16 protein-coding genes, 2 tRNA genes and 1 riboswitch are annotated in these 22,604 nt (G+C 73.1%); of the genes, 11 read left to right on the forward strand and 7 right to left on the reverse strand.

What is annotated here, in order from left to right:
* From ACY34K_RS10245 to ACY34K_RS10270, 6 genes are all read left to right on the forward strand, one after another.
* A complete protein-coding gene (locus tag ACY34K_RS10245; protein ID WP_462745823.1) occupies positions 1–1,068 on the forward strand; it encodes a glucose-1-phosphate thymidylyltransferase in 1,068 nt (355 codons plus the stop codon).
* The gene (gene rfbB / locus ACY34K_RS10250) at positions 1,065–2,087 is read left to right on the forward strand and encodes a dTDP-glucose 4,6-dehydratase (RefSeq protein ID WP_462745824.1); all 1,023 of its coding nucleotides are present in this window, start codon (positions 1,065–1,067) and stop codon (positions 2,085–2,087) included. The genes ACY34K_RS10245 and rfbB overlap by 4 nt, the downstream gene beginning before the upstream one ends.
* Positions 2,088–2,118: 31 nt before the next feature.
* Positions 2,119–2,191, forward strand: a tRNA-Lys gene (locus ACY34K_RS10255).
* A gap of 116 nt (positions 2,192–2,307) precedes the next feature.
* Positions 2,308–2,381: transfer RNA gene (locus ACY34K_RS10260), tRNA-Met, on the forward strand.
* A gap of 191 nt (positions 2,382–2,572) precedes the next feature.
* Positions 2,573–3,736, forward strand: a complete 1,164-nt coding sequence (locus tag ACY34K_RS10265) for a PP2C family protein-serine/threonine phosphatase (protein WP_462745854.1) — start codon at positions 2,573–2,575, stop codon at positions 3,734–3,736.
* 202 nt (positions 3,737–3,938) lie between these two features.
* Positions 3,939–4,072, forward strand: a riboswitch (cyclic di-AMP (ydaO/yuaA leader).
* 11 nt (positions 4,073–4,083) lie between these two features.
* Complete coding sequence (locus tag ACY34K_RS10270) at positions 4,084–5,145, forward strand: M23 family metallopeptidase (protein WP_462745825.1); 1,062 nt, start codon at positions 4,084–4,086, stop codon at positions 5,143–5,145.
* Between the two features lie 207 nt (positions 5,146–5,352).
* On the opposite strand, the gene ACY34K_RS10275 is transcribed toward ACY34K_RS10270, so the two are convergent.
* From ACY34K_RS10275 to ACY34K_RS10290, 4 genes are all read right to left on the reverse strand, one after another.
* The gene (locus ACY34K_RS10275) at positions 5,353–6,681 is read right to left on the reverse strand and encodes a PrsW family intramembrane metalloprotease (protein WP_462745826.1); all 1,329 of its coding nucleotides are present in this window, start codon (positions 6,679–6,681) and stop codon (positions 5,353–5,355) included.
* A gap of 44 nt (positions 6,682–6,725) precedes the next feature.
* On the reverse strand, positions 6,726–7,490 hold the full coding sequence (gene trmB / locus ACY34K_RS10280) for a tRNA (guanosine(46)-N7)-methyltransferase TrmB (protein WP_462745827.1): 765 nt from the start codon (positions 7,488–7,490) through the stop codon (positions 6,726–6,728).
* A gap of 216 nt (positions 7,491–7,706) precedes the next feature.
* Positions 7,707–8,918, reverse strand: a complete 1,212-nt coding sequence (gene lhgO / locus ACY34K_RS10285; RefSeq protein WP_462745828.1) for an L-2-hydroxyglutarate oxidase — start codon at positions 8,916–8,918, stop codon at positions 7,707–7,709.
* 78 nt (positions 8,919–8,996) lie between these two features.
* On the reverse strand, positions 8,997–10,430 hold the full coding sequence (locus ACY34K_RS10290) for an MFS transporter (RefSeq protein ID WP_462745829.1): 1,434 nt from the start codon (positions 10,428–10,430) through the stop codon (positions 8,997–8,999).
* A gap of 584 nt (positions 10,431–11,014) precedes the next feature.
* Here ACY34K_RS10290 and ACY34K_RS10295 point away from each other — a divergent pair.
* Complete coding sequence (locus ACY34K_RS10295; RefSeq protein WP_462745830.1) at positions 11,015–13,111, forward strand: asparagine synthase-related protein; 2,097 nt, start codon at positions 11,015–11,017, stop codon at positions 13,109–13,111.
* A gap of 426 nt (positions 13,112–13,537) precedes the next feature.
* Positions 13,538–13,762, forward strand: coding sequence for a hypothetical protein (locus tag ACY34K_RS10300; RefSeq protein WP_462745831.1), 225 nt, complete (start codon positions 13,538–13,540; stop codon positions 13,760–13,762).
* Positions 13,763–13,795: 33 nt separating this feature from the next.
* Here ACY34K_RS10300 and ACY34K_RS10305 read toward each other — a convergent pair whose 3' ends face one another.
* Both ACY34K_RS10305 and ACY34K_RS10310 read right to left on the reverse strand, forming a co-directional pair.
* On the reverse strand, positions 13,796–15,853 hold the full coding sequence (locus ACY34K_RS10305; RefSeq protein WP_462745832.1) for a sigma-70 family RNA polymerase sigma factor: 2,058 nt from the start codon (positions 15,851–15,853) through the stop codon (positions 13,796–13,798).
* A gap of 230 nt (positions 15,854–16,083) precedes the next feature.
* Positions 16,084–16,860 carry a TetR/AcrR family transcriptional regulator gene (locus tag ACY34K_RS10310; RefSeq protein WP_462745833.1) on the reverse strand — a complete coding sequence of 259 codons (777 nt, stop codon included), beginning with the start codon at positions 16,858–16,860 and terminating at the stop codon, positions 16,084–16,086.
* Positions 16,861–17,256: 396 nt separating this feature from the next.
* On the opposite strand from ACY34K_RS10310, the gene ACY34K_RS10315 reads away from it, so the two are divergent.
* Together ACY34K_RS10315 and ACY34K_RS10320 are read left to right on the forward strand one after the other, a co-directional pair.
* Positions 17,257–18,606: an NAD(P)/FAD-dependent oxidoreductase gene (locus ACY34K_RS10315; RefSeq protein ID WP_462745855.1), complete on the forward strand. Its 1,350-nt coding sequence runs from the start codon at positions 17,257–17,259 to the stop codon at positions 18,604–18,606.
* Between the two features lie 117 nt (positions 18,607–18,723).
* Positions 18,724–20,418 (forward strand): ATP-binding SpoIIE family protein phosphatase, encoded by a 1,695-nt coding sequence (locus tag ACY34K_RS10320; RefSeq protein WP_462745834.1) that lies wholly within the window; start codon positions 18,724–18,726, stop codon positions 20,416–20,418.
* Here ACY34K_RS10320 and ACY34K_RS10325 read toward each other — a convergent pair.
* Complete coding sequence (locus tag ACY34K_RS10325; RefSeq protein WP_462745856.1) at positions 20,379–21,665, reverse strand: MFS transporter; 1,287 nt, start codon at positions 21,663–21,665, stop codon at positions 20,379–20,381. The two genes, ACY34K_RS10320 and ACY34K_RS10325, sit on opposite strands and share 40 nt — an antisense overlap.
* A 130-nt stretch (positions 21,666–21,795) precedes the next feature.
* Here ACY34K_RS10325 and ACY34K_RS10330 point away from each other — a divergent pair, with 130 nt between their 5' ends.
* The gene (locus ACY34K_RS10330; protein ID WP_462745835.1) at positions 21,796–22,335 is read left to right on the forward strand and encodes a MarR family winged helix-turn-helix transcriptional regulator; all 540 of its coding nucleotides are present in this window, start codon (positions 21,796–21,798) and stop codon (positions 22,333–22,335) included.
* The last annotated feature ends 269 nt before the right edge of the window (positions 22,336–22,604 follow it).

The following is a 22,604-nucleotide window of genomic DNA, read 5'->3' on the forward strand; positions in this document are numbered from 1 at the left end:
GTGAAAGCTCTGGTCCTCGCGGGAGGCAGTGGTACCCGGCTGCGGCCCATCACCCACACCTCGGCGAAGCAGCTGCTGCCGGTGGCCAACAAGCCGGTGCTCTTCTACGGTCTGGAAGCCATCGCCGCGGCCGGGATCACCGAGGTGGGGGTCGTCGTGGGCGCCACCGCCGACGAGATCCGGGCCGCCGTCGGGGACGGCTCCCGGTTCGGGCTGCGCGTCACCTACCTTCCCCAGGCGGCGCCGCTGGGTCTCGCCCACGCCGTGCTGATCGCCCGGGACTGGCTGGGCGACGACGACTTCGTCATGTACCTCGGCGACAACTTCATCGTCGGCGGGATCACCGCGCTGGTCGAGGAGTTCCGCCGGGAGCGACCCGACGCGCGCATCCTGCTGACCCGCGTTCCCGATCCCACGGCCTTCGGTGTCGCGGAACTGGGTGCCGACGGCCGGGTGGTCGCCCTGGAGGAGAAGCCGGCGCACCCCCGCAGTGACCTCGCTCTCGTCGGCGTCTACCTGTTCACGCCGGCCGTCCACGCGGCGGTCCGGGCCATCGCCCCCTCGGCCCGCGGCGAACTGGAGATCACCGACGCCCTCCAGTGGCTCATCGACACGGGCCACGATCTCCGCTCCACGCGGATCACCGGCTACTGGAAGGACACCGGCAACGTCGCCGACATGCTGGAGGCCAACCGGTCCGTCCTCGACACCTTCACCACCCGTGTCGAAGGGAGCGTCGACGCCGAGTCCGAGCTGATCGGCCCGGTCGTCGTCGAGCGCGGCGCGCGGGTCGTGGGGTCGCGGATCACCGGCCCGGCCGTGATCGGCGCGGGCACCACCGTCACCGGCTGCCTCGTCGGCCCGTACACCTCCGTGGCGCCGGGCTGCTCGCTGCGGCACAGCGAGATCGAGAACTCGATCGTGCTCGGCGGCGCCCGCATCGAGGGCGTACGCCGTGTCGAGGAGTCCCTCATCGGCCGCGAGGCCGTCGTCGCCCCCGCACCCGCCGCTCCGGCCGGCCACCGGCTGGTCATCGGCGATCACAGCAAAGTCGAGATTCCCGCATGACGTTCCCCTCGCCCTCGTCCCGCACGGCCCCGAAGGTGCTGGTCACCGGCGGCGCCGGCTTCATCGGCTCGACGTACGTCCGGATGCTGCTCACGCCGCCAGGCGCGGGAGCGCGGGACGCGTCCGCACCGCCCGTCGGGTCGGTCACCGTCCTCGACAAACTGACCTATGCGGGCAACCCGGCCAATCTCGACCCCGTACGGTCCGATCCGCGCTTCACGTTCGTCCACGGGGACATCTGCGACACGGGCCTGGTGGACCGGCTGCTCGCCGACCACGACCAGGTGGTGCACTTCGCCGCCGAGTCCCATGTCGACCGGTCCATCGAGGGCGGCGCGGGCTTCGTCACCACCAACACCCTCGGCACCCAGATCCTGCTGGAGGGCGCGGTACGGCACGGGATCTCCACCTTCGTCCACGTCTCCACCGACGAGGTGTACGGCTCCCTCGCGCACGGATCCTGGGACGAGGACGAACCGCTGGCGCCCAACTCGCCGTACGCCGCCTCCAAAGCCTCGGCGGACCTGCTCGCCCGCGCCCACCACCGCACCCATGGCCTGGACGTGCGCATCACCCGCTGCTCCAACAACTACGGCCCCTACCAGCACCCCGAGAAGGTCGTCCCGCACTTCGTGACCCGGCTGATGAGCGGACTGACGGTGCCTCTGTACGGGGACGGCGCCAACGTCCGCGACTGGCTGCACGTCGAGGACCACTGCCGGGGCGTCGAGCTGGTCCGCACACGGGGCCGCGCCGGCCGGACGTACAACATCGGCGGCGGCACCGAGCTGACGAACAAGGAGCTGACCGGGCTGCTGCTGGAGGCGTGCGGCGCCGGGTGGGAGAGGGTGGTGTACGTCGAGGACCGCAAGGGCCACGACCTGCGGTACTCGGTGGACTGGACCCGCGCGCGGGAGGAGCTGGGCTACCGGCCGGCACGCGACTTCGCCCACGGGCTGGCGGAGACGGTGGCCTGGTACCGCGCCCACCGCGCCTGGTGGGAGCCGCTGAAGGCGTGAGACGACCGGCGCGGGCTATGCTGCGGGACGCGGGCCCTTAGCTCAATTGGCAGAGCAGCGGACTTTTAATCCGTTGGTTGTGGGTTCGAGTCCCACAGGGCCTACCGCATGGCGCCCCGTCCGGAACCCTCCGGGCGGGGCGCTTCGCCGTCCGTCACGAGACCGCGCCCCGTAAATGTAAATGATCTTGGTCTTGATGGCGTAAGGTGGTGTTCACCGACGCGGGGTGGAGCAGCTCGGTAGCTCGCTGGGCTCATAACCCAGAGGTCGCAGGTTCAAATCCTGTCCCCGCTACTGAAACCGAAGGCCCGGATCCTTGAGATCCGGGCCTTCGGCGTGTCCGGCTCCGGAGTGGCCCGGGGCGGGGGCCCGGCGCGGGCGGGCACGGAGCCCGCGGTGGGCGGTCCGGCCGCCGCCCGTGTCGCCCGGTCGGCGGACGGCGCCTCGCCGCGCGGCGCGGCTCCGGCCGGCCCGGGTGGCGCGCGATTACCGTCCGCAGCCTGGGTGGAGCGGGCAGGAGACCAGTCGTGGGGCAGCGAGTGCGACGCAGAGGGGTCGACCCCGTCATCCGCGTCCTGCCCGGACTGCTGATCGCCGGCGGTGTGGTGTACGACCTGGCGACGCCCAGCCCGTACACCGCCGTGCCCCTGTTCGCGGCGGCCCCGCTGGTCGCCGCGCCCTTCTTCACCCTGGCCGCCACCCTTGTGGCCGGGCTCGTGCCCCTCGTGGGGGTCGTCGGCCTGCGCCTCTCCATGGGCACCCTGGGACAGGCGCCGACCGTCACCGAGATCGTCACCTTGGCGACGGTGGCGGCGCTGGCCCTGCTCATCAACCATGTGGTGCGCCGCGGCGACGAACGGCTCGCCTCGGCGCGCGTGATCGCCGAGACCGCGCAGCGGGCGGTGCTGCCGCAGCCGTCCGCCAGGATCGGCGGCCTGCGCGTCGCGGCGCGTTACGAGGCGGCGCAGGCGGACACCTTCATCGGTGGCGACCTGTTCGCCGTGCAGGACACCCCCCACGGCGTGCGGCTGGTCGTCGGGGACGTCCGGGGCAAGGGGCTGGGCGCGGTCGAGGCGGTGGCGGTCGTCATCGGGGCCTTCCGGGAGGCGGCCGAGCACGAGAGCTCGCTGGAGGGGGTGGCCCAGCGGCTGGAGCGGGCGCTCGCGCGGGAGGGGACGCGGCGGGACGGGCTGGACGCCGTCGAGGGGTTCACCACCGCGGTGCTGGCCGAGATCCCGCGCGGGGACGCGGTGGTGCGGGTGGTCAACCGGGGTCACCCCGAGCCGCTGATGCTGCGCACCGACGGGGCCGTGGACCTGCTGGAGCCGGCCGAGCCCGCGCTCCCGCTGGGCATGGCCGACCTGGCCGCCTGGCCGGACCGGGCGTACGAGGTGTCGTACCCGCCGGGCGCGACGCTGCTCTTCTACACGGACGGGCTCTCCGAGGCCCGGGACGCGCACGGCGACTTCTACGACCCGCGCGGGTGGCTCTCGGGGCAGGCCTTCGAGGAGCCCGAGGCGTTGCTGGACGCGCTCGTGGAGGACGTACGGCGGCACACGGGCGGCGGGGCCACGGACGATCTCGCGCTGCTGGCGGTCCAGCGCCCACCGTCGCCACGCTCCGTGACCGGTGAGCAGCCCTCCGCATAACATTTGACGCACAGTCAGGGACTAATGGGCCTGTGAATGTTTTATCGGCGTGGTCAACTCGCCCGATTCTGGCAGCTTCTGGTGGGGTAAGTCCCCCGGTCCATTGGTTAATGATCAACGGGAACAGCTTGGAATCGGGTACCGACGTCTATTAACGTTCGATAACGCAGCGCGGTCGTCCCAGCCGTCGTCAGGACGGCACCGTGCGCGTGCGCCGAATTCCGCAAGGGAACCGGGGAACCACCACCTTGGGGTGAATCGGGCCGAAGCGGCCCGTAGGAGACCTTCCTGCTCCGAACCCGTCAGCTAACCCGGTAGGCGAGAAGGAAGGAAAGGAGTGCGCCTCCGTGGCGTCCAACAGGCCTGCCCCCGAAGCTCCCTTCACCTCGTTCGGTTCTTCGGGTATCCCGGACGCCCCGGGCGCAAACGCGCAGTTCGAGGAGTGGAACCCCACCGAGGAGACGGTCCGCCCGGTCCGCGGCCGGCACCGTGTCGCCAAACAGCGCGGCGGCCTGGCCCGTAGCTCCACCGTCCTCGGCGTCGGAGTCATCGCGGCGGTCGGCGCGGGCGGCATGGCCACCGCGCAGGACAAGCCGGCGGTCTCCATATCCCTCCCCGACGCCATCACCGACCACCTCCCGGACGCCGAGTCCCTCCCGGGCGTCGGCGACCTGATCTCCGACGAGGACACCCCCGAGGCCGGCGACAGCACCCCGCTCACCGCCGCGACCCTCACCCAGGACACCTCCGGCGAGCAGGACGGCGGGGCCGACGCCGGCGAGGCGCTGCGCGCCCGCATCCTCCAGCAGGCCGAGCAGCAGCAGGCGAACGCCGAGGCGCAGGCCAAGGCCGCGGCCGAGAAGGCCGCCGCCGAGCAGGCCGCCGAGCAGGCCGAGGCCCAGCAGACCGCTGCCGAGAAGGAGGCCGCGGCGGAGCAGGCCGCCCAGGAGAAGGCCGAGGCCGAGGCCGCCGCCAAGGCGGAGGCCGAGCGGCTGGCCAAGCTCGCCGCCGCCTGGTCCCTCCCCACCTCCTCGTACACGATCACCTCCACCTACGGCGAGGCCGGCTCCATGTGGTCCTCCGGGTACCACACCGGCCTGGACCTCGCCGCGCCCACGGGCACCCCGGCCAAGGCCGTGCACGGCGGCACCGTCAAGTCGGCCGGCTGGTCCGGCTCGTACGGCTACCGCATCGTCCTGGAGCTCGAGGACGGCACGGAGGTCTGGTACTGCCACCTGTCGTCGATGACGGTCGGGGCCGGCCAGACGGTCGCCACCGGCGAGACCATCGGCCGCGTCGGCGCCACCGGCAATGTGACCGGCCCGCACCTGCACCTCGAGGTGCACACGCCGGGCGGCGACGGCATCGACCCGCTGGCCTGGCTGCGCGGCAAGGGCCTGACGGTCTGACCACCGTTCTTCGCAAGACTCCGGCAGTCCTGGCGGCACCCCCCCCGACGACAGGGCTGCCGGTTTTCGTTCGCTCGTGAGACGTGTGCGGAGCAGCCCCTGAGCGGGACCCGTTGACGCCCCCTGACGTCACTCCGCGTTGGGGCACGTCCGGCCTTCGCGTCTTCCCCCTCGCGCTCGGCGGCAACCTCTTCGACGAAACACGCCCTAGGAGCGGTAGGGGTTGTAGCCGCCGTAGTTGAGGTACGGAGGCGGCGTCCACACCCGGCCGGTCGCCTGTGCCGCGTACGTCAGCGCGGGCGCGGCCATCTCCTTGCGCTGCCACAGGTGGTGCAGCAGCTCCTGCTCCCGCGCCACGAAGTCCGGGTCCGCCGCGCCGCGGTGGGCCCTGTGGCGCAAGAAGGCCAGTGAGGTCGCGAACGCCTCGTACTCGCCGACCGCGCGGGCCGCGGCCGGACCGAAGGTACGCCGCGCGTAGTCACGCGCCATCCCGCGCGCCTTCATCGAGGAGAGCGCGAGCGGTTCGGCCGGGGACAGCCAGCCCGCCGCGGCGTACGCCGGCAGTTCGCCCGATATGGTGCGCAGCTCCTTCTGCCGGGTCCAGACGGCGAGCCAGGTCAGCAGCCCGAACGCGGGCACCATGAACACCCCGTACACGGCGTAGAACCCCAACGGGCCGAGGGCCGCCGAGCCGTTCCACAGCGCGTGCATGCCCATGGCCAGCGCGAGCCCGAGGAACGGCAGCAGGACCCGGCGTATCCTCTTGCGCCGCGCGGTGAGCGCGGCGAGGCCGAAGCCGATGCCGGTCAGCACGGTGAAGAGCGGATGCGCGAACGGCGACATCACGATCCGTACGAAGAACGTCGCGGCCGTGACGGAGGCGAAGCCGGACGTGCCGATCGCCTGGTCCTCGCCGAACGCGTTGCCGAGGTACAGGATGTTCTCGGTGAAGGCGAAACCGGTGGCCGTGAAGCCGGCGATGACGACTCCGTCGACGAGGCCGGTGAAGTCCCGTCTGCGGAACAGGAAGATGAGCAGGACGGCCGCGGCCTTCGCGCTCTCCTCGACGACGGGGGCTATCACGGTCGCGCCGAGCGTGTCCGCGGACGCCGGGTCGGCGGTGGCGGTCGCTATCCAGCGGGTCGCGAAGGTGTTGGCGATGATCGCGACGAGCGCGGCGGCGCAGGCGCCCCACGCGAACGCGAACATCAGGTTCTTCCAGGGGCCCGGCTCGACGCGGTCCAGCCAGCGGAACGCCGCCATGAGCAGCGGCACCGGCAGCAGCGCGAGGCCCAGGCCGACGACGAAGCCCTCGGTGCCGGTCTGCTCCCGGACCAGTGCCAGGATCACCAGCCCGCACAGGGCGAGCACGGTGAACACCGCGACGGCACGCACCGCCTTGCTGCGCCAGAGGGCGCGGCGCGGTTTGTAGCGCCAGCGGGCACGCTCCGGAACGGCGTCGAACGACGGCTGTGGTTCGTACGCCGGGACGGCCGGGTGGTGCGGGGGCGGGTGCTGTGAGGGCGACTGGGACACCCATCGACCCTAACGAGGACGACTGACAGTCCGCGACGAGATTGCTACACGCGCCGGAACAGCAGGTCGTGGACGACGTGCCCCTTGTCCAGGCCCTGGCCCTCGAACCGGGTGAGCGGCCGGAACGCCGGCCGGGGCGCGTAGCCGCCGTCGGGCACCGTGTTCCCGAACCGCGGGTGCGCGGACAGCACCTCCAGCATCTGCTCCGCGTACGGCTCCCAGTCGGTGGCGCAGTGCAGCACGGCACCCGGCCTCATGCGGGTGGCGACCAGGTCCAGGAACGCGGGCTGGATCAGCCGCCGCTTGTGGTGCCGCTTCTTGGGCCACGGGTCGGGGAAGTACACCCGCACGCCGTCGAGGGCGTCGGGCGCGAGCATCTCGCGCAGCAGGATGATCGCGTCGCCGTTGGCCACCCGGACGTTGGTCAGGCCGGCCTTGTCCGCGAGGTTGAGGAGATTGCCCTGGCCGGGGGTGTGGACGTCCACGGCGAGGATCCCGGTCGCCGGGTCGTCCGCGGCCATCTGCGCGGTGGCCTCGCCCATCCCGAACCCGATCTCCAGCACGACGGGCAGTCCGCCGAACATCTCCGCGAGATCGAGCGTCCGCTGCCCGTCGATGTCCAGACCCCAGTCCGCCCACCGCCGGCGCAACGCATCGGCCTGCCCGGGCGTGACACGGCTGCGGCGCGGCTGGAAGCTCCTGATCCGCCGCTCGAAGTGCGACCCGGCGGGATCGGGCGAGGGGCCCTCGGGAAAGCGGGGCTCACCCTTGGGCCGACGGTGCAAGGCGGTTTCACGGGACTCAGACACAATGCCCCGATTCTACCGACGCCCCGCCACTCCCCGACCGGCCGTGCCCCGTCCCCTCGGGGGCGGGGGCTGCCGGGGCGCCGGGCACGGGGCGTCAGCCGGCTGGCGGGGGGCAGGGTGGCGGGGGCGGCCGGGCCGGGCGCCGGGCGACGTGTCGGCGTGGGGCTGCCGCGCGTAGGTCGGGGTGGGAGTGGGGATGAGGGTGGGGGTGGGGTGTCAGCCGCCGCCCAGGTGGGCGAGGACGCGGCGGGCCACCTCGCGGCCGATGGGCAGCGATGCCGTCGCCGCGGGGGAGGGGGCGTTCAGGACGTGCACCGTGCGGGTGGTCTCGCGGATCAGGAAGTCGTCGACCAGCGTGCCGTCCCGCAGGACGGCCTGGGCGCGGACGCCGGCCGGGGCGGGGTGCAGGTCCGCTTCGGCGACGGACGGCAGCAGGCGCCGGACCGCCTCCGTGAAGGCCCGCTTCGACAGCGAACGGTGCAGCTCGCCCGCGCCGTAACGCCAGTGTCTTCGGGCGATCCGCCAGGAGCCGGGCCAGGTCAGGGTGGCGGCCAGCTCGCGCGGGTGGACGGTGGACCAGCCGTAACCCTCGCGGGCGAGGGCCGGGACCGCGTTCGGCCCCACGTGCACGCCGCCCTCGATGCCCCGGGTGAGGTGCACGCCGAGGAAGGGGAACGCCGGGTCCGGCACCGGGTACACCAGGCCCCGCACCAGCTCCGGCCGCGCCAGCTCGTAGTACTCGCCGCGGAACGGCACGATCCGCACGCCCGGCTCGTCGCCGGCCAGCCGCGCGACCCGGTCGCAGTGCAGTCCCGCGCAGTTGACCATGGCCCGCGCGCGGACGATGTCGCCGGCCGCCGTGCGGACCGCGACACCCCACGGCCGCCGGTCGACGGCGGTGACCTCCGCGCCGAACCGCACGTCCGCGCCGGACGACTCGGCGAGCTGCGCCGCCACCGCGCCGTAGTCGCACACCCCGGTGGTGCCGACGTGGATCGCCGCGAGTCCCCGCACATGCGGCTCGTACTCGCTGATCTGCGCGGGACCCAGTTCCCGCACCGGGATGCCGTTCTCCCGGCCCCGCTGCACCAGCGCGTGCAGCCGCGGCAGCTCGGCCCGCTCGGTCGCGACGATCAGCTTCCCGGTGACCTCGTGCGGCAGGCCGTACTCCGCGCAGAACTTCACCATCTCGGCCGCGCCCCGCACCGCGAACCGCGCCTTCAGCGAGCCCGGCCGGTAATAGATGCCGCTGTGGATCACGCCGCTGTTGCGGCCGGTCTGGTGCCGCGCCGGTCCCGGTTCCTTCTCCAGCACCACGACCCGGGTCCCGGGGGCGGTGCGCGTCAGCGCGTACGCCGTCGACAGACCGACGATCCCGCCGCCGATCACCAGCACGTCGCAGTCGAAACCTCTGCCGTACGCGGACACGTGTGCCACCTCCCACCCCAGATAGTGCACTGGCCCACTGACAATGGCCTTAAACCAGGTGGGACACGTGTCACGCGATCACGCCGGTGCCATCAGCAGCGGGCGCGCCCGCTCCCGCAGCTCCACGACCCTCGGCTCGTCACCGTACGGCTCCAGCCGGTGCAGCAGGTCCCGTACGTACTCCGTCGTCCGCGCCGAGGAGATCCTCCCGGCCACCTCCACCGCGCGCGTGCCCGCCGCGCACGCCGCGTCGAGGTTGCCCGACTCCAGTTCGGCCACGGCACTCACGACGAGCCGCAGGCCGTGCGAACGCACGTACTCCTCCGTCGGCCGGGACAGCGCCTGCTCCGTGAACCTGCGCACCTGGCGCGGAGCCTTCAGGTCCCGGTAGCACTCCGCGGCGTCCGCGGCGAACCGGTCGTACGAGTAGAAGCCCAGCCAGGTCGGGTCCGCGTCGCCCTCGCGGGACCGCTCCAGCCATCCTTCCGCGGCCTTGAGCGCCGCCCCGGCCGCCGCCGCGTCGCCCGCCTTCGCGTGCGCCCGCGCCTCGACGAGCCGGAAGAACGACATGGTGCGCGCGGTGGCGAGGCCCCGGTTGCGCTCCAGCGCAGCCTGAGCCAGGTCCACGCCCTCGTCCGCGAAGCCCCGGTAGATGGCCTGCAGCGACATCGACGCCAGCACATAGCCGCCGAGCGGCACGTCGGCCGCCGCGCGGGCGAGGCGCAGTGCCTGGATGTAGTACCGCTGCGCCGCCTCCTGCTGGCCGGTGTCGAAGGCCATCCACCCGGCCAGCCGGGTCAGCTCGGCGGTCGCCCCGAACAGTGCCCGGCCGACCTCGTCGGAGTACGACCCGAGCAGCAGCGGGGCCGCGTCCACCCGCAGGCACTCCGGGACCATCGACGACCGCCAGTCGCCGCCGCCGTACTTGGAGTCCCAGCGCCGTGCGTCCTCGGCGGCCTCGCGCAGCTTGGCCACGTCGCTGTGGCCCACGCGCGCGTGCCCGGCGCCGTCCGGCCCGCCGTCGGGCGCCGGCACAGAGCGCTCCACCGAGGAGTCGGCGGGGGTTATCAGCCAGCGGGACGCGGGGGTGGCGTACGCGCTGACGGCGAACGAACCGGCCAGGGACTGCCAAATCCCGCCGCCGCCCGCCCGCCGCCCGGCCAGATCCAGCCGGTACAGCTCGGTCGCCGACTTGACCGCCTCGCCGACATCGCGCGGGAACGCCAGTCCGACCTCGGGTGCCGGGTCGGCGTCCGCGAGGCCGATCTCGTGCAGCGGCACGGGGCGGCCGAGCTTCTGCCCGATCGCGGCCGCGATGAGATGCGGCGCGGCGCCCTGGGGCACCATGCCCTTCGTCACCCACCGGGCCACCGACGTCTTGTCGTACCGAAGGGTCAGACCGCGCTGTGCCCCGAGGTCGTTGACCCGCCGGGCGAGGCCGGCGTTGCTGATTCCCGCGAGGGCGAGAACGGTGCCGAGTTTTTCGTTCGGCCCGCGTAGCTCCCTGGACATGCGCCACCCCTCGACACCCAGACGGCCGCCGCGACGCCAGGCATAGGCGCGCGGCATTCGTAAACCCAGCGTAGTTCGCCGCATCCCGACCGTTAAGGGGCGGTGTTCCGTATGGCGGGATTGTTGTGCGTACAAGAGGACGCGATGCGCCCGCCGTCCCTCGTCCGTGCTCCGGGTGTGTGGCCGTGCGCCCGCCCGTGCGCTCTGGCCCGGCCCGCGGGGGGAGCGCTTCCATGGGTGCTGCGTGGGTCGGCCCGCTGCGTACTGGACACCAGCGGGCTGGGGGACACCGTCGCCTCAATCCCCGCGGGCGGCGGACCGGTCCGGGAGGCGATGGGCGCCTCCCGGACTGGCGTATGAGTGAAGTGTGGACAAATGTACGGTTCGTATGGGCGTGGAGATTGGCTGAATGATGCCCATGGTTCGACCGGTCGAACCATGCACGGACCGTCGTCAAATGGCCAATGCCAGGGGCGCGTTCCCTTTTCAGGGCGCGACCCCTTAGCCCCTCCTGTGCGCCGGTTGTCGTGGCAGCATGTCCTCATCGACTGTGCGGAGTTTGTCCACAGGCTGTGGAGGCGGCGATGCGGTGGCTGGTGGGGTGGAGCAGTATCGCCGCGAGCTTCGGGACGGCCGGGGCCGTCGGAACCGAGGACGACGGCCGCACCATGCACCCCGTCGGCGGCCAGCTCCTGTGGGGCGACCCCGACCCGCTGTGGGCGGTCGGTGACTGGCGGCCCGACGAGGTCCGCGTCGTCACGGTCGATCCTTTCACCCGCCTTGCCGTGCTCGGCTGTTGCGCCGCCGACGACGAGGAACTGAAGGTCGGTCTGTTCGCGGCGCGCGGCGGTGCCATGCGCCATCTCACCGCCTGGCCGGGCAGTTACACCGCCGTCGTGCAGACCGGGCGCCGCATCACCGTCGCCGGCGACCTCGCCGGCGCGCGGCCCGTCTTCCACACCCCGTGGGCGGGCGGCACGGCGTACGCCACGGCGGCGCTGCCGCTCGCCGACCTCATCGAGGCCCAGCTGGACATCGGGCACCTGGCGGCGCTGCTGGCCTGCCCCGAGACACCCGAGGCGCTGCGCGACTCGACCCCTTACGTCGGCGTCAAGCGCGTCCCGCCCGGACACGCGCTCGTGCTGCGCGAGGGCTCGCGGGAGATCACCGGGTACGAGCCGGTCGCCTCGCTCGCCGTGGCGGCACCCCAGATCGACCCGGCCCGCGCGGTCGACGGCGTACGCGACGCCCTGGTGGAGGCGGTCCGCGCGCGGCTCACCGCCCCGCGGCACGCCCCCGAGACCCTGCCGCCGGACCCCGGGCCCGTACCCGGCATGGGGCCCGCCGAACGGCGCGCCGCGCGCGGCGCCCCGGCCCCCGGGATCGGCGCCGACCTGTCGGGCGGCAGCGCGTCCGGCACGCTGGCCCTGCTCGCCGCCGGGCTGCCCGGAGTCCCCGGCACGATCCTCGGACACGGCACGGGCGCGGGGGAGCGGCTGCTCGCCGTCACCTTCAACGACCTGGCCACCGGCGGCCACGAGGCCGAACTGGAACGCGCCCGCGCCATCGCCGAGAACCCGCGGCTGCACCACGTCGTGGTCGCCGCGTCCGAAGAAGCCCTCCCGTACACGGGACTGGACGGCCCCCTCACCGACGAACCCGGCCCGTCCCTGGTGACCGCCGAACGCCACCGGCGCCGGCTCGCGGCGGGCAGCGCCGACCACTTCACCGGCCACGGCGCACGACAGGTCCTGGACGCCCACCCGGCGCGCCTGGCGGACCTGTTGATGGACCACAGACGCCGCCACCTGCTGCGGCCGGTCACCGCCCTGGCCAAGGCCTCAGGGCCGTCGGCCGGCTCCCTGCTCGTCCCGCTGACGGTGTACCGGGCGGCCCGCCGACTGGCCCGCACGCCCTACCGCGCGGGCCTGGAGACGGCGGCCGACCGGCTGCTGGAGGCCAACCGCACGGCGCCGCCGCCCTTCGCGGACGGCCCCCTGGGTGCCTCCCTCGCCGCCCTCGCCTGGTCCCGCCCCGGCCCCGCGGCACGCTGGCTGACGGGGGAGGCACTCGCTGAAGTATCGGTTCGCCTCCAGCAGGCGGCCACCCGGCCCACTTCCGTCCAGCGCCCGGGCGAGGCACGCGCGCGTGCGGCACTGGCCCGGCACGCGGCCGACCACCGCATCCTGGAGCAGGCCGCGGAGGTCCGCAGCCAGCGGCTGCACGCCCCGTTCCTCGACAACCAGGTCGTACGGGCCTGCCGCGACCTGCCCGAGTCCCTCCGCGTCCGGCCGGGCGCCCGTGCGGCGGTCCTCCGCACCGTCCTCGCCGGCGCGGGTATCCACGAACTGCCCCCCGGCTGGGGCGCCACCTCCCACGCCCCCTCCACCACCGCCGCCCGAGCGGGCCTGCGGCTCGCCCTGCCGCATCTGATGTCCCTCTTCGACGCCCCGCTCCTCGCCGACGCGGGCCTGGTCGAGGCCCGCGTGGTCCGCAAGGCGCTCCGGGCGGCGAGCGAGGGCGAGCCCGTGCCGCTCGACGGCCTGGCGGACCTCGTCTCCACCGAACTCTGGCTCCGCCGCCTCCTCTCCCGCCGCGGCACCTGCTGGACGGGCCCCGCGGCCCCCCGCCAGCGCGCGGTCCCGGCGGGAGTCCCGCTGCGCCCGTCCCTCCGCTCGTAGCGACGCGCCCGACCGCGGCCCCATCGACCGTGCGGGTGCCGGCGCGGGGCGGCGGGTCCCCGACCGTCGCGGGACCGGGCCCGACGGCCCAGCTCTGTCCGCGGCCGGTGGGACGGGGGAGTGATCGCCCGCTGTGGGCGTGGTTCGCGGCCAGTGGTCCCAGGGGGCCGCTGCCACGGCCCACGTGCCGGGCAGCCGATGCCTGTGGCTCCAAGACCCCCGTCCTCCGCCGGTGGGGTGCGGGGCCGCACTTCGCGGCCGTGATCCGCGGCACGGACGCACGGATCACTGCCTGCGAGGAGCCGGGCCCTGCCGCCGCCCTGTGCGGCTTCCGCACCGCGCTGCGTACGGCCCGCGGCGCGCATTGCGCCGAGTACGTCACTGTCGGCCTCGCCGAGAGCGCCGCCTTCGTCCTGTGTCCCGCCGGTGAACCGGCGCTCGCCGTGCGGGTGCCGGCGGGCGCGGAACTGGCGGCGCGGCGTCCCCCGCGCCGTACCCGAGCGGCGTGACGCCGAGACCGTCGAGGCCGGGGCCCGTGCCGAGCCGGGTGAGGAGCGGTACGCCGCCGGAGCGGACCTCACCCTCAAGGGCGTGATCGACCTGCTCGACCTGCATGTGGAGGGGCAGAGCGGGACGGTGGCCGGCCGCTGACCTGTCCGGCGACGGTTCCGGCGACCGGTCCGGTCAGCGACAGCTGATCCGCGATTGGGCCCAGTCCGCGAGTGCCACCGAGCCGAGCGGGTTCGCCGTGTGGGGCTCGACGACGAGGCGGATCGTCTTGCGGCCCGCGATGCCGACGTGCACCGGTACCGCCGCGTCCCCGCCGCGCACGACGGGTGACCGCCACAGCCGGCTCCCGTCCCCGTACACCGAGAACCGGACCGCGCCGAGGCCCAGCGTCATGCCCAGCGTCATGTCGTCGACACCGACGAGCGCGTCAAAGGCGTCGCACTGGCGGTTCAGGTCGACGGTCACGGCCGACTCGGCGTGCACGGTGACGCCGTGCCCGTACTGCCTGCCGTCGATCGACATCCCCCACCGCTGCCAGATCCAGCTGGACGCGGCGATCCGCACCTCGGGCGCGGTCCCGTCGCCGGTCACGTCGTACCGCAGCCGGCTGAGCCGGTACGCGACGGGTGCGTGCGGCGGTACCGGCGACGGGGTGGGGGCCGGCGTCGCCGTGGGGGTCGGTGTCGGCCGGGGCGTTGGCGGGGGCGGTGGCGGAGTGGCCGAAGGGCCGGGGGGCGGCGTGGGCACGGGTGCGGCCGCTGTGGGCCCGGGTGCGGGCGTCGTGGGCGCGGCTGGGGGTGTGGTGCCGGAGGCGGGCGGGAGCGGCGGTTCGGGTGCCGGAGGCGGCTTCGGCGCGGCCCCTGACGGCGCGGAGGCGGGCTCCTGCGGGGGCACGAGCGCCTCGGCGGCCGGCGGCCCTGCCGGGGAGCGGGGAGCGGGGTCGGGGCCGGCCGAGAGCGCCCACACCAGACCGGCGGTCACCGCGACGACACCGGCAGCCGCGAGCCCGGCCTTTGCGGGCACTCCGATTCCCTCGGCGGCAGCCCCCGCCCCGCCGGAAGCACCGCCGGCACCGGGACCCGCAGCGCCTGCTGCCCCGCCTGACGTCCCGGCCGCACCAGCCCCCGCCGAGCCGGTCGCGCCGGCCGCCGCACCCGCTCCCACCGCTCCGGCCGCCCCGGCGGCCCCACCGGCCACGAGCCCGGCGGCCTTGAGCGAGAACCCGGCGGCGAACCAGCCGATGACGGCGACCGGCAGCAGCGCCGGAATCCCGGCGTTGACCTGCTCCAGCTCGCCCGCCGCCAGCCGGCACTTGGCGCACTCCTCCAAGTGCCTGCGCAGCCCACGTTCGGCCCGCATGCGCAATCCGCCGCGCGCGTACGCCCCCAGCCGGTCCGCGTACCGCGCGCACTCGCCCCCCGAGGTGAGCGCCTCGTTCACATGTGCCTGCAGATACGCCTGCTTGAGGCCCTCCCGGGCCCGGTGGGCGAGCACGGCCGTGGCGTTGGCGGTCAGCCCGAACAGCGGCGCGACCTTGCTGGGTGATTCCTCCTCGACGGTGGTGTGCCAGAGCACCGCCTGCCACCGCTCGGGCAGCGAACGGAACGCCTGCAGGGCCAGCGACTGTTCCGCCTCGTGCATGGCACGCACATCGGCGCCCAGTTCGAGCCCCGCCCCGAACGAGCCCAGGGACCCGGTGTCGTCCATGGCGTCGGCGGCCCGGGCCGCCTGTGCGGCGAACACCGAGAAGTCCTCGACCAGATGCTCCCGCCTGGCGGTCCTCGTCCACGCGGCGGCGACGCGCCGTACCGTCGTCAGCAGATACGCCCGCACCGCGTGCCCGGGTCCGGCGCCCCCGCGCACGGCCTGCAGGGTCCGTGCGAAGACCTCGGCGGTCAGATCCTCGGCGGTGTGCGCGTCACGGCAGCACGTACGGGCATAGCGCCGCACCGCGTCGGCATGCCGGCGGAACAGCTCCTCGTACGCGCTGTCGTCACCGTTCCTCAGCCGCTGGACCAGATCGGCGTCCGAGGGCGGCAGTTCGATCGGCGGCGGCAGCACGGACCAGGACGAGTCGCTCTCGCGCTGAGCGGGAACACTCGCCCCACCGGAGCGACCGGTCCCGGCGGAGCCGCCCCGACCGCCCTGGCTCGGTACCTGCCGGGCGGACGGCTCACCGGTCTCCTTCGCACCGCCGCTGCCCAGCGGCTCGCCACGACCCTCACCACTCATCGCGGAAACCCGTCGCGGACACGCCCGTACCCCTGCTCAGACCCGAACACCGGGCAAGAGTCCCACAGCGCGTGAACCCGCCTCACCGGTTCAGGTGTCAACCACCCGTCCGGGGAGACTTCCCCGACCGGGCCTCCGGGCGTCGCCCGTTCGGGGCAACGTGGAAAGGCCGTGTGCCATGTGCGGGCGGAGCGGCCCGACAGAGCCGCCCGCCACGCACCCCGACACCGCTACGCGGGCCGCGACCGCAGACCCTCCAGCAGGATGTCGAGCAGTCGCGCCGACGCCGCGGACTGCTGCGCCGCGTCCGGCAGCGAGGGCGCCGCCGTGGCGATGACCAGCAGCACGTCCGCCACCGTCACGTCGCCGCGCAGCTCACCCGCTTCCCGGGCCCGGTCGACCAGCTGCCCCACGACCTCCAGCAGCTCCGACGCACCCGCGTCGTCCAGCTCGGCCGCAGGCACCGGACGCGGGCCCACGACCCGCAGTTCGGGCTGGCCCGCCGTCCGCTGCTGCGGCACCCGCGCCCCGTCGGCCGGCTCGGCCACGGGTCCCTGCGTGGAACCCGTCGCGTCGTCGACGCCGACCCGGAGCACCTGCGGCGGCAGCAGCCGCCCGGCGCCCGAGGCCACCGACGTGCGAAGGAAGCGGGAGAGCGCCGACCAGGGCTCCTCCTCCTGCCCCAGCGCCGTACGCGCCTGCTCGGTCAGCCGGGAGGTCTCCTCCTCGGCTATTCGCCGTACCAGCACGTCCTTGCTCGGGAAACGGCGGTAGACCGTGCCGACCCCGACCCGTGCCCGGCGCGCCACGTCCTCCATCGGCGCCCCGTAACCCAGCTCGCCGAAGACCTCGCGAGCAGCACGCAGAACGTGCTCGAGATTGCGCTGTGCGTCCACGCGAAGCGGCGCCGTACGGCTGGTCCCCGCGGCTCCCGCGCGCCCGTTGCCGCTGCCGATCCCGTCCGACGGCGCCACAACGGCCTGCCAATGCGAATCCTGAATGTGCATAACCGTTCCCCCGGTAATGATGTCTCCCCCCGGAGACTCCCCGCCCTGACATCCGGGGGTCCCGCCGCGCTCTTGGTCATGTGCGACGTCCGGACACCCCGTGAGATACGAACATAGTTGAGTCAGGGTCAATTCAGAAGGGGCAGTTCCGTCCGGTGCGCCCCCCGATCGGAGCAAGGGCCGGAACACTCCCGTTTCTGCCCCCTGCCACAACCCCTTCCCCACCCTCTGACCTGCGTACCTTTCCCCACACCCGACGCTTCCGCCACCCCACGCCTCCCCGAACCTCCGGTCACACAATTTGCCGGGCCTGTGGACAAACACCGAAGGCCGTTGCGTCATGGGTAGGTGACCGAACCTGTGCGCATTCTCGTTGTCGGCGGTGGCTACGTCGGGATGTACACCGCCCTGCACCTCCAACGGCAGCTCAAGGCCGAGCTCAGAAGCGGCAGGGCCGAGATCCAGCTGGTCACACCCGACCCCTACATGACCTACCAGCCCTTCCTCCCCGAGGCGGCCGCGGGCTCGATCTCCCCGCGCCACGTCGTGGTGCCCCTGCGTCGTGTGCTCGACAAAGTCAAGATCGTCATCGGCGAGGTCACAGCCGTCGACCACGCCAAGCGCACGGCCACCGTCACGACACTCGCCACGGAGGAAGAGCGCGCCGGCGCGCTCCAGGTTGCCTACGACGAGCTGGTCATCGCGCCCGGTTCGATCTCCCGCACCCTCCCCGTCCCCGGCCTCGCCGACTACGCCATCGGTTTCAAGACCGTCGAGGAGGCCATCGGGCTGCGCAACCACGTCATCGAACAGATGGACATCGCCTCCTCCACCCGCGATCCGGCCATCCGCGACGCCGCCCTCACGTTCGTCTTCGTCGGCGGCGGATACGCGGGCGTCGAAGCCCTCGCCGAGCTGGAGGACATGGCCCGCTACACCGCGCGGTACTACCACAACATCAAGCCCACCGACCTGAAATGGGTCCTCGTGGAGGCCACCGGCCGCATCCTCCCCGAGGTCGGCGAGGACATGGGCAGGTACGCGGTGCGCGAGCTGCGCGCCCGCAACATCGACGTACGCCTCGAAACACGCCTGGAGTCCTGCGAGGACCGCGTCGCCGTGCTCAGCGACGGGTCCCGGTTCCCCACCCGTACGGTCGTGTGGACCGCCGGCGTCAAACCCGCGCCCGTCCTCGCCGCCACCGACCTCCCCCTCAACGAGCGCGGCCGCCTCAAGTGCACCGCCCGCCTCACCGTCGAGGGCGTCGAACACGCCTGGGCCGCCGGGGACGCCGCGGCCGTCCCCGACGTCACCGCGGACGAACCGGGCAGGGAATGCGCCCCCAACGCCCAGCACGCCGTCCGCCAGACCAGGGTCCTGGCCGAGAACCTCGTCGCCTCCCTGCGCGGACAGCCCCTCAAGGAGTACGCGCACAAGTACGTCGGCTCGGTCGCCTCCCTGGGCCTCCACAAGGGCGTCGCCCATGTCTACGGGCGCAAACTGAAGGGCTACCCGGCCTGGTTCATGCACCGCGCCTACCATCTCAGCCGCGTGCCCACCTTCAACCGCAAGGCACGCGTTCTCGCCGAATGGACCCTTTCCGGCCTTTTCAAGCGTGAGATCGTGTCGCTCGGCTCGCTGGAACACCCGCGCGCCGAATTCGAACTGGCCGCCGGGCCGCCGCCCGCGACCAAGGACGACACGGCGAAGGGCGGCACCGCGGACGGCGGGCCCAAGCCCTCCTGACGCCGCCCGACCCCCCTTGTCAGTGCGCTCGGTCACACTGGACGTGTGACCATAGGTGGGCTCACACCTGCACAGAGTGACTCAGCACGGCAACGACACCACGAGGCATACAGATCCGTGAACTTCACGCGTTGGAGCGCCCGACTCCCCGGTACACAGCGCCGTGCCGCCGCGCGCGGGACCGACCAAGAGGTCCCGCCGGCGACGCAGCGCGGGGACGGCTCCGTCCCGGCGGCGCGAGGTGAGTCCGGCCGGCAGCCCGAGCCCCTGCCCGACGACGTCCCCGCCCTGGAGGACTTCTCCGTCCGGGAGATCCTCGGCCGCCTCCCCGGCCTGGTCGCGCTGGCCTACGGCCCCGAGCACCGCGTCGCGTACGTCAACGACGCGTACGCCGCCGCCTTCGGCCCCCGCGCGCCGGGCGCCACGGTGGCGAGCAGTTGCCCCGAGCTCACCGAGCTGGGCCTGCTGCCCCTCATGGACCAGGTCCTGCGCAGCGGAAAGCCCCGTACCGTCAAATCCCGCCGTACCAGCGGCGGCGGTTTCTACACGGTCACCTGCCTGCCCGCCGACATGCGCGGCAAGGACGGCGCCGGGGTCCTCGTCCATGCCGCCGACGTCACCGACCACGCCGAGGCGGCCGAGCGGCTGCGGGCGAGCGAACGCCGCCACCGCGAGACCGCCGTCACCCTCCAGAGGTCCCTGCTCCCGCAGGAGCTGGAACAGCCCGACGACCTGCGCGTGGCCGCGACGTACCAGCCGGGCGGTACGGACGCCGCGGTCGGCGGCGACTGGTACGACGTGATCACCCTCGGTGCCGGCCGCACCGCCCTCGTCATCGGGGACGTCATGGGCCGCGGCGTCCGCGCCGCCGCCGTCATGGGCCAGCTGCGCACCGCGGTCCGCGCCTACGCCCGCCTCGACCTTCCGCCCCACGAGGTACTGCAACTGCTCGACGGACTCGCCGCCGAGATCGACGCGAGCCAGATCGCCACCTGCGTCTACGCGGTGCACGACCCCAACGAGGGCCGCCTCGTCTACGCCTCCGCGGGCCACCTCCCGATCCTCGTCAGGGACGAGGACGGCACCGTCCGCCGGGCCGAGGACCCCACGGGCCCGCCGCTCGGCACCGGCGGCTGGCTGCACGCCTCCGGCACCATCACCCTGCCGCCCGGCTCCACCGCCGTCCTCTACACCGACGGCCTGGTCGAGAGGCGCAGGGAGGACATCGACGAGGGCGTCGCCGCACTCGAACGCGCCCTGGCCGGTGCCACCGGCAGCCCCCAGGTCGTCTGCGACAGGCTGCTGCGCTCCCTCGGCGTCACCGCCGAACACGACGACGACGTGGCCGTACTGGTCCTTCAGCACCCCTCCCGCTCGGGACCGGACGCGGAGCTGTTCCACAACGCCGCGCTCGACCTGCTCGGCGGCATCGAGGCCGCCCCCCGCGCGCGTGCCTTCGCCTCCGGAGTCCTCGCCAGCTGGCGCTTCCCGGTGGAGCTGCGCGACCTGGGCGTCCTCGCCACCAGCGAGCTCGTGGCGAACTCACTCCAGCACGGCACCCCGCCCATGCGCCTGCGTCTGCGTCGCACCGACCGCCGCCTGATCATCGAGGTGACGGACGGCGACGACCACCTGCCGCGCCGCCGCCGCGCCGAAACGGAGGACGAGGCGGGTCGCGGCATCTCGATCATCGCCACGATCGCCTCGTCCTGGGGAAGCCGCCGCACGCCCGGCGGCGGCAAAGCGGTCTGGTGCGAGTTCGCGCTACCGGGTCAGGCGGCCGCCTCGACCGGCTGCTCGGGCTTGTACTGAGCGACCACCCGGGACTTCGCCACCAGGTAGGGGTGGTCCTGGGCGGGTGTGAGACCGCGCCCCAGCCGGAGTGCCAGCAGCGTGATGCCCAGCGAGAAGAGGATGAACGTCACGATGTACGGACCGTGCAGGGCGGCCCCCATGGGCCCGCCCACGGCCGGCCCGACGGCCAGGGCCAGCTGCTTGACCAGCGCGAACGCGGAGTTGTACTGCCCGACCATCGACTCCGGCGCCAGGTCCGCCACCAGCGGGGCCACGGTCGGCGACAGCATGGCCTCACCCAGCCCGAACAGGGCGTAGGTGCTGATGAACGCGGCGGTCGCCATGGTCTGGCTGCCGTGCCCCAGGCCCGCGTAGCCCGCGAAGACCCATGCCACGGTCCAGATCAGGCCCACGGCGGCGATCATCCGCGAGCGCCGGCGCCGCTCCACGAACCGCAGCACCACGAACTGCGCCACGACGATGACGGCGGTGTTGGCCGCCAGTGCGATCCCGAGCGTCGACGGCTCGATGCCCGCGGCCTCCGTGCCGTACGCCGCGAGACCCGACTCGAACTGCCCGTAGCAGGCGAAGAACAGCACGAAGCCCAGCACACACAACTGCACCATCGACCGGTGCCCGAGCAGGGCACGCACGCCGCCCTTGGCCTTCGCCTCGGTGTTCTCCGGCCGCGCGTCCGCGATCGACGGCGAGTGCGGCAGCCGCACGGTCGCGGCGATCCCGGCCAGTACCAGGAACATGGCAGCCTCGATCGAGAACAGCAGCAGGAAGCTCCCCGGCCGGCTCTCGTCGACGAGCTGCCCGCCGATCAGGCCACCGATACCGAGCCCGAGGTTCTGCAGGAAGAACTGCATGGCGAAGGCCCGGGTCCGGCCGGCGGTCGGCGAGCACCACACGATCATCGTCGCGAGCGCGGGCTGCATCACGGCGGTACCGGCACCGAGCAGCGCCGCCGCCAGCACGACGGCCGGCACACTTCCGGCCAGTCCCATGCCCAGGGCGCCGACGGCGGCCAGCACCGCGGCACCCACCAGCACGGGCAGCGGCCCGCGGCGGTCGATGGCCCGCCCGGTGAAGGGCAGGACGACGAGAGCGGCCATGGCGAAGACGGCCAGCACGACACCCGCCGTACTGGCGCCCAGGTCCCGCACCTGAGCCACATACACATAGAGATACGGAACGGTGAACCCGAGCCCGAACGCGCTCAGCGCGTTCCCTGCCTGGATCCGGCGCATCGCAGCGCCCATCGCCTTGGTCACACTCACCTACTTCTGGTCCGGAGGTCTTAGTCAGCAAGACTTCAACACTAAAGTTCGATCCTTAACTGTACACATCGAAGGACTTCAACGCCAACGGGCGCCGTGGGATACTCCCCGCATGTCCGACACGCAGGAGCCGAGCCTCGACGAGCAGATCGCCGCCTATCAGCGCGAGTTCCGTGACCTGGATCCCCAGGTCGAGAAAGTGGTCTCGGCGCTGGGCCGACTGAACCGCCGCATGAACGTGGCGTACGGCCGCCAGGTCGCCGAGCTCGGTATCAGCAACGCCGAGTGGGAGGTCCTCAAGCACCTCGTCCTCTCCGGCGCTCCGTACCGCCTCGGCCCCGGTGAGCTCGCCAAGCGCCTCGGCCTCACCCCCGCCGCCATGACCCATCGCATCGACCGCATGGCGGGCGAAGGGCTCGTGACCCGTGACCGGGACGAGAACAACCGGGTCCGCGTCATCGTCGAGCTCACCGACGAGGGCCGGGCGAAGTGGCTCGAGGCCATGCGCATGGCCACGAACTTCGAGGAAGACCTGCTCCAGGACCTGTCGAGCGACGAGCGCGGTGTCCTCGGCGAGCTGCTGATCCGCCTCCTGCGCCGGGTGGAACACGCCCAGCCCGACGCGGGCGGCCGCCTCACCGACCTGGACTGACGAGCGGTCGGGGTACGCCGGGGAGACGGGGCATGGAGGGGAGTTGACACGGCCCCTGCCGATGCGTAAAGTACTTCGAGTTGTCGCGGAGCCGGAACGGTTCTGCGACAGCCGATCCGCCGCGAACGCGGCAACCAAACTCAGCACGATCTCCCTACCGGGACGAATTTCGGCATGCCGAAATTCATTTCGAAAGACTCGATTATGAGTCGGCCAGGAAATCGGCTAGAGTTTGAAACGTCGGAACGGCCGAACGGCCGGGAAGACAT

Source organism: Streptomyces sp. STAM6, assembly GCF_054963715.1.

Bases quoted from the DNA above. Each gene is read 5' to 3' on its own strand.
- rfbB (WP_462745824.1), top strand. From the start codon at position 1,065: ATGACGTTCCCCTCGCCCTCGTCCCGCACGGCCCCGAAGGTGCTGGTC.
- ACY34K_RS10290 (WP_462745829.1), bottom strand. From the start codon at position 10,430: ATGTCCAGGGAGCTACGCGGGCCGAACGAAAAACTCGGCACCGTTCTC.
- ACY34K_RS10295 (WP_462745830.1), top strand. From the start codon at position 11,015: ATGCGGTGGCTGGTGGGGTGGAGCAGTATCGCCGCGAGCTTCGGGACG.
- ACY34K_RS10305 (WP_462745832.1), bottom strand. From the start codon at position 15,853: ATGAGTGGTGAGGGTCGTGGCGAGCCGCTGGGCAGCGGCGGTGCGAAG.
- ACY34K_RS10310 (WP_462745833.1), bottom strand. From the start codon at position 16,860: ATGCACATTCAGGATTCGCATTGGCAGGCCGTTGTGGCGCCGTCGGAC.
- ACY34K_RS10315 (WP_462745855.1), top strand. From the start codon at position 17,257: ATGTACACCGCCCTGCACCTCCAACGGCAGCTCAAGGCCGAGCTCAGA.
- ACY34K_RS10325 (WP_462745856.1), bottom strand. From the start codon at position 21,665: ATGGGCGCTGCGATGCGCCGGATCCAGGCAGGGAACGCGCTGAGCGCG.
- ACY34K_RS10330 (WP_462745835.1), top strand. From the start codon at position 21,796: ATGTCCGACACGCAGGAGCCGAGCCTCGACGAGCAGATCGCCGCCTAT.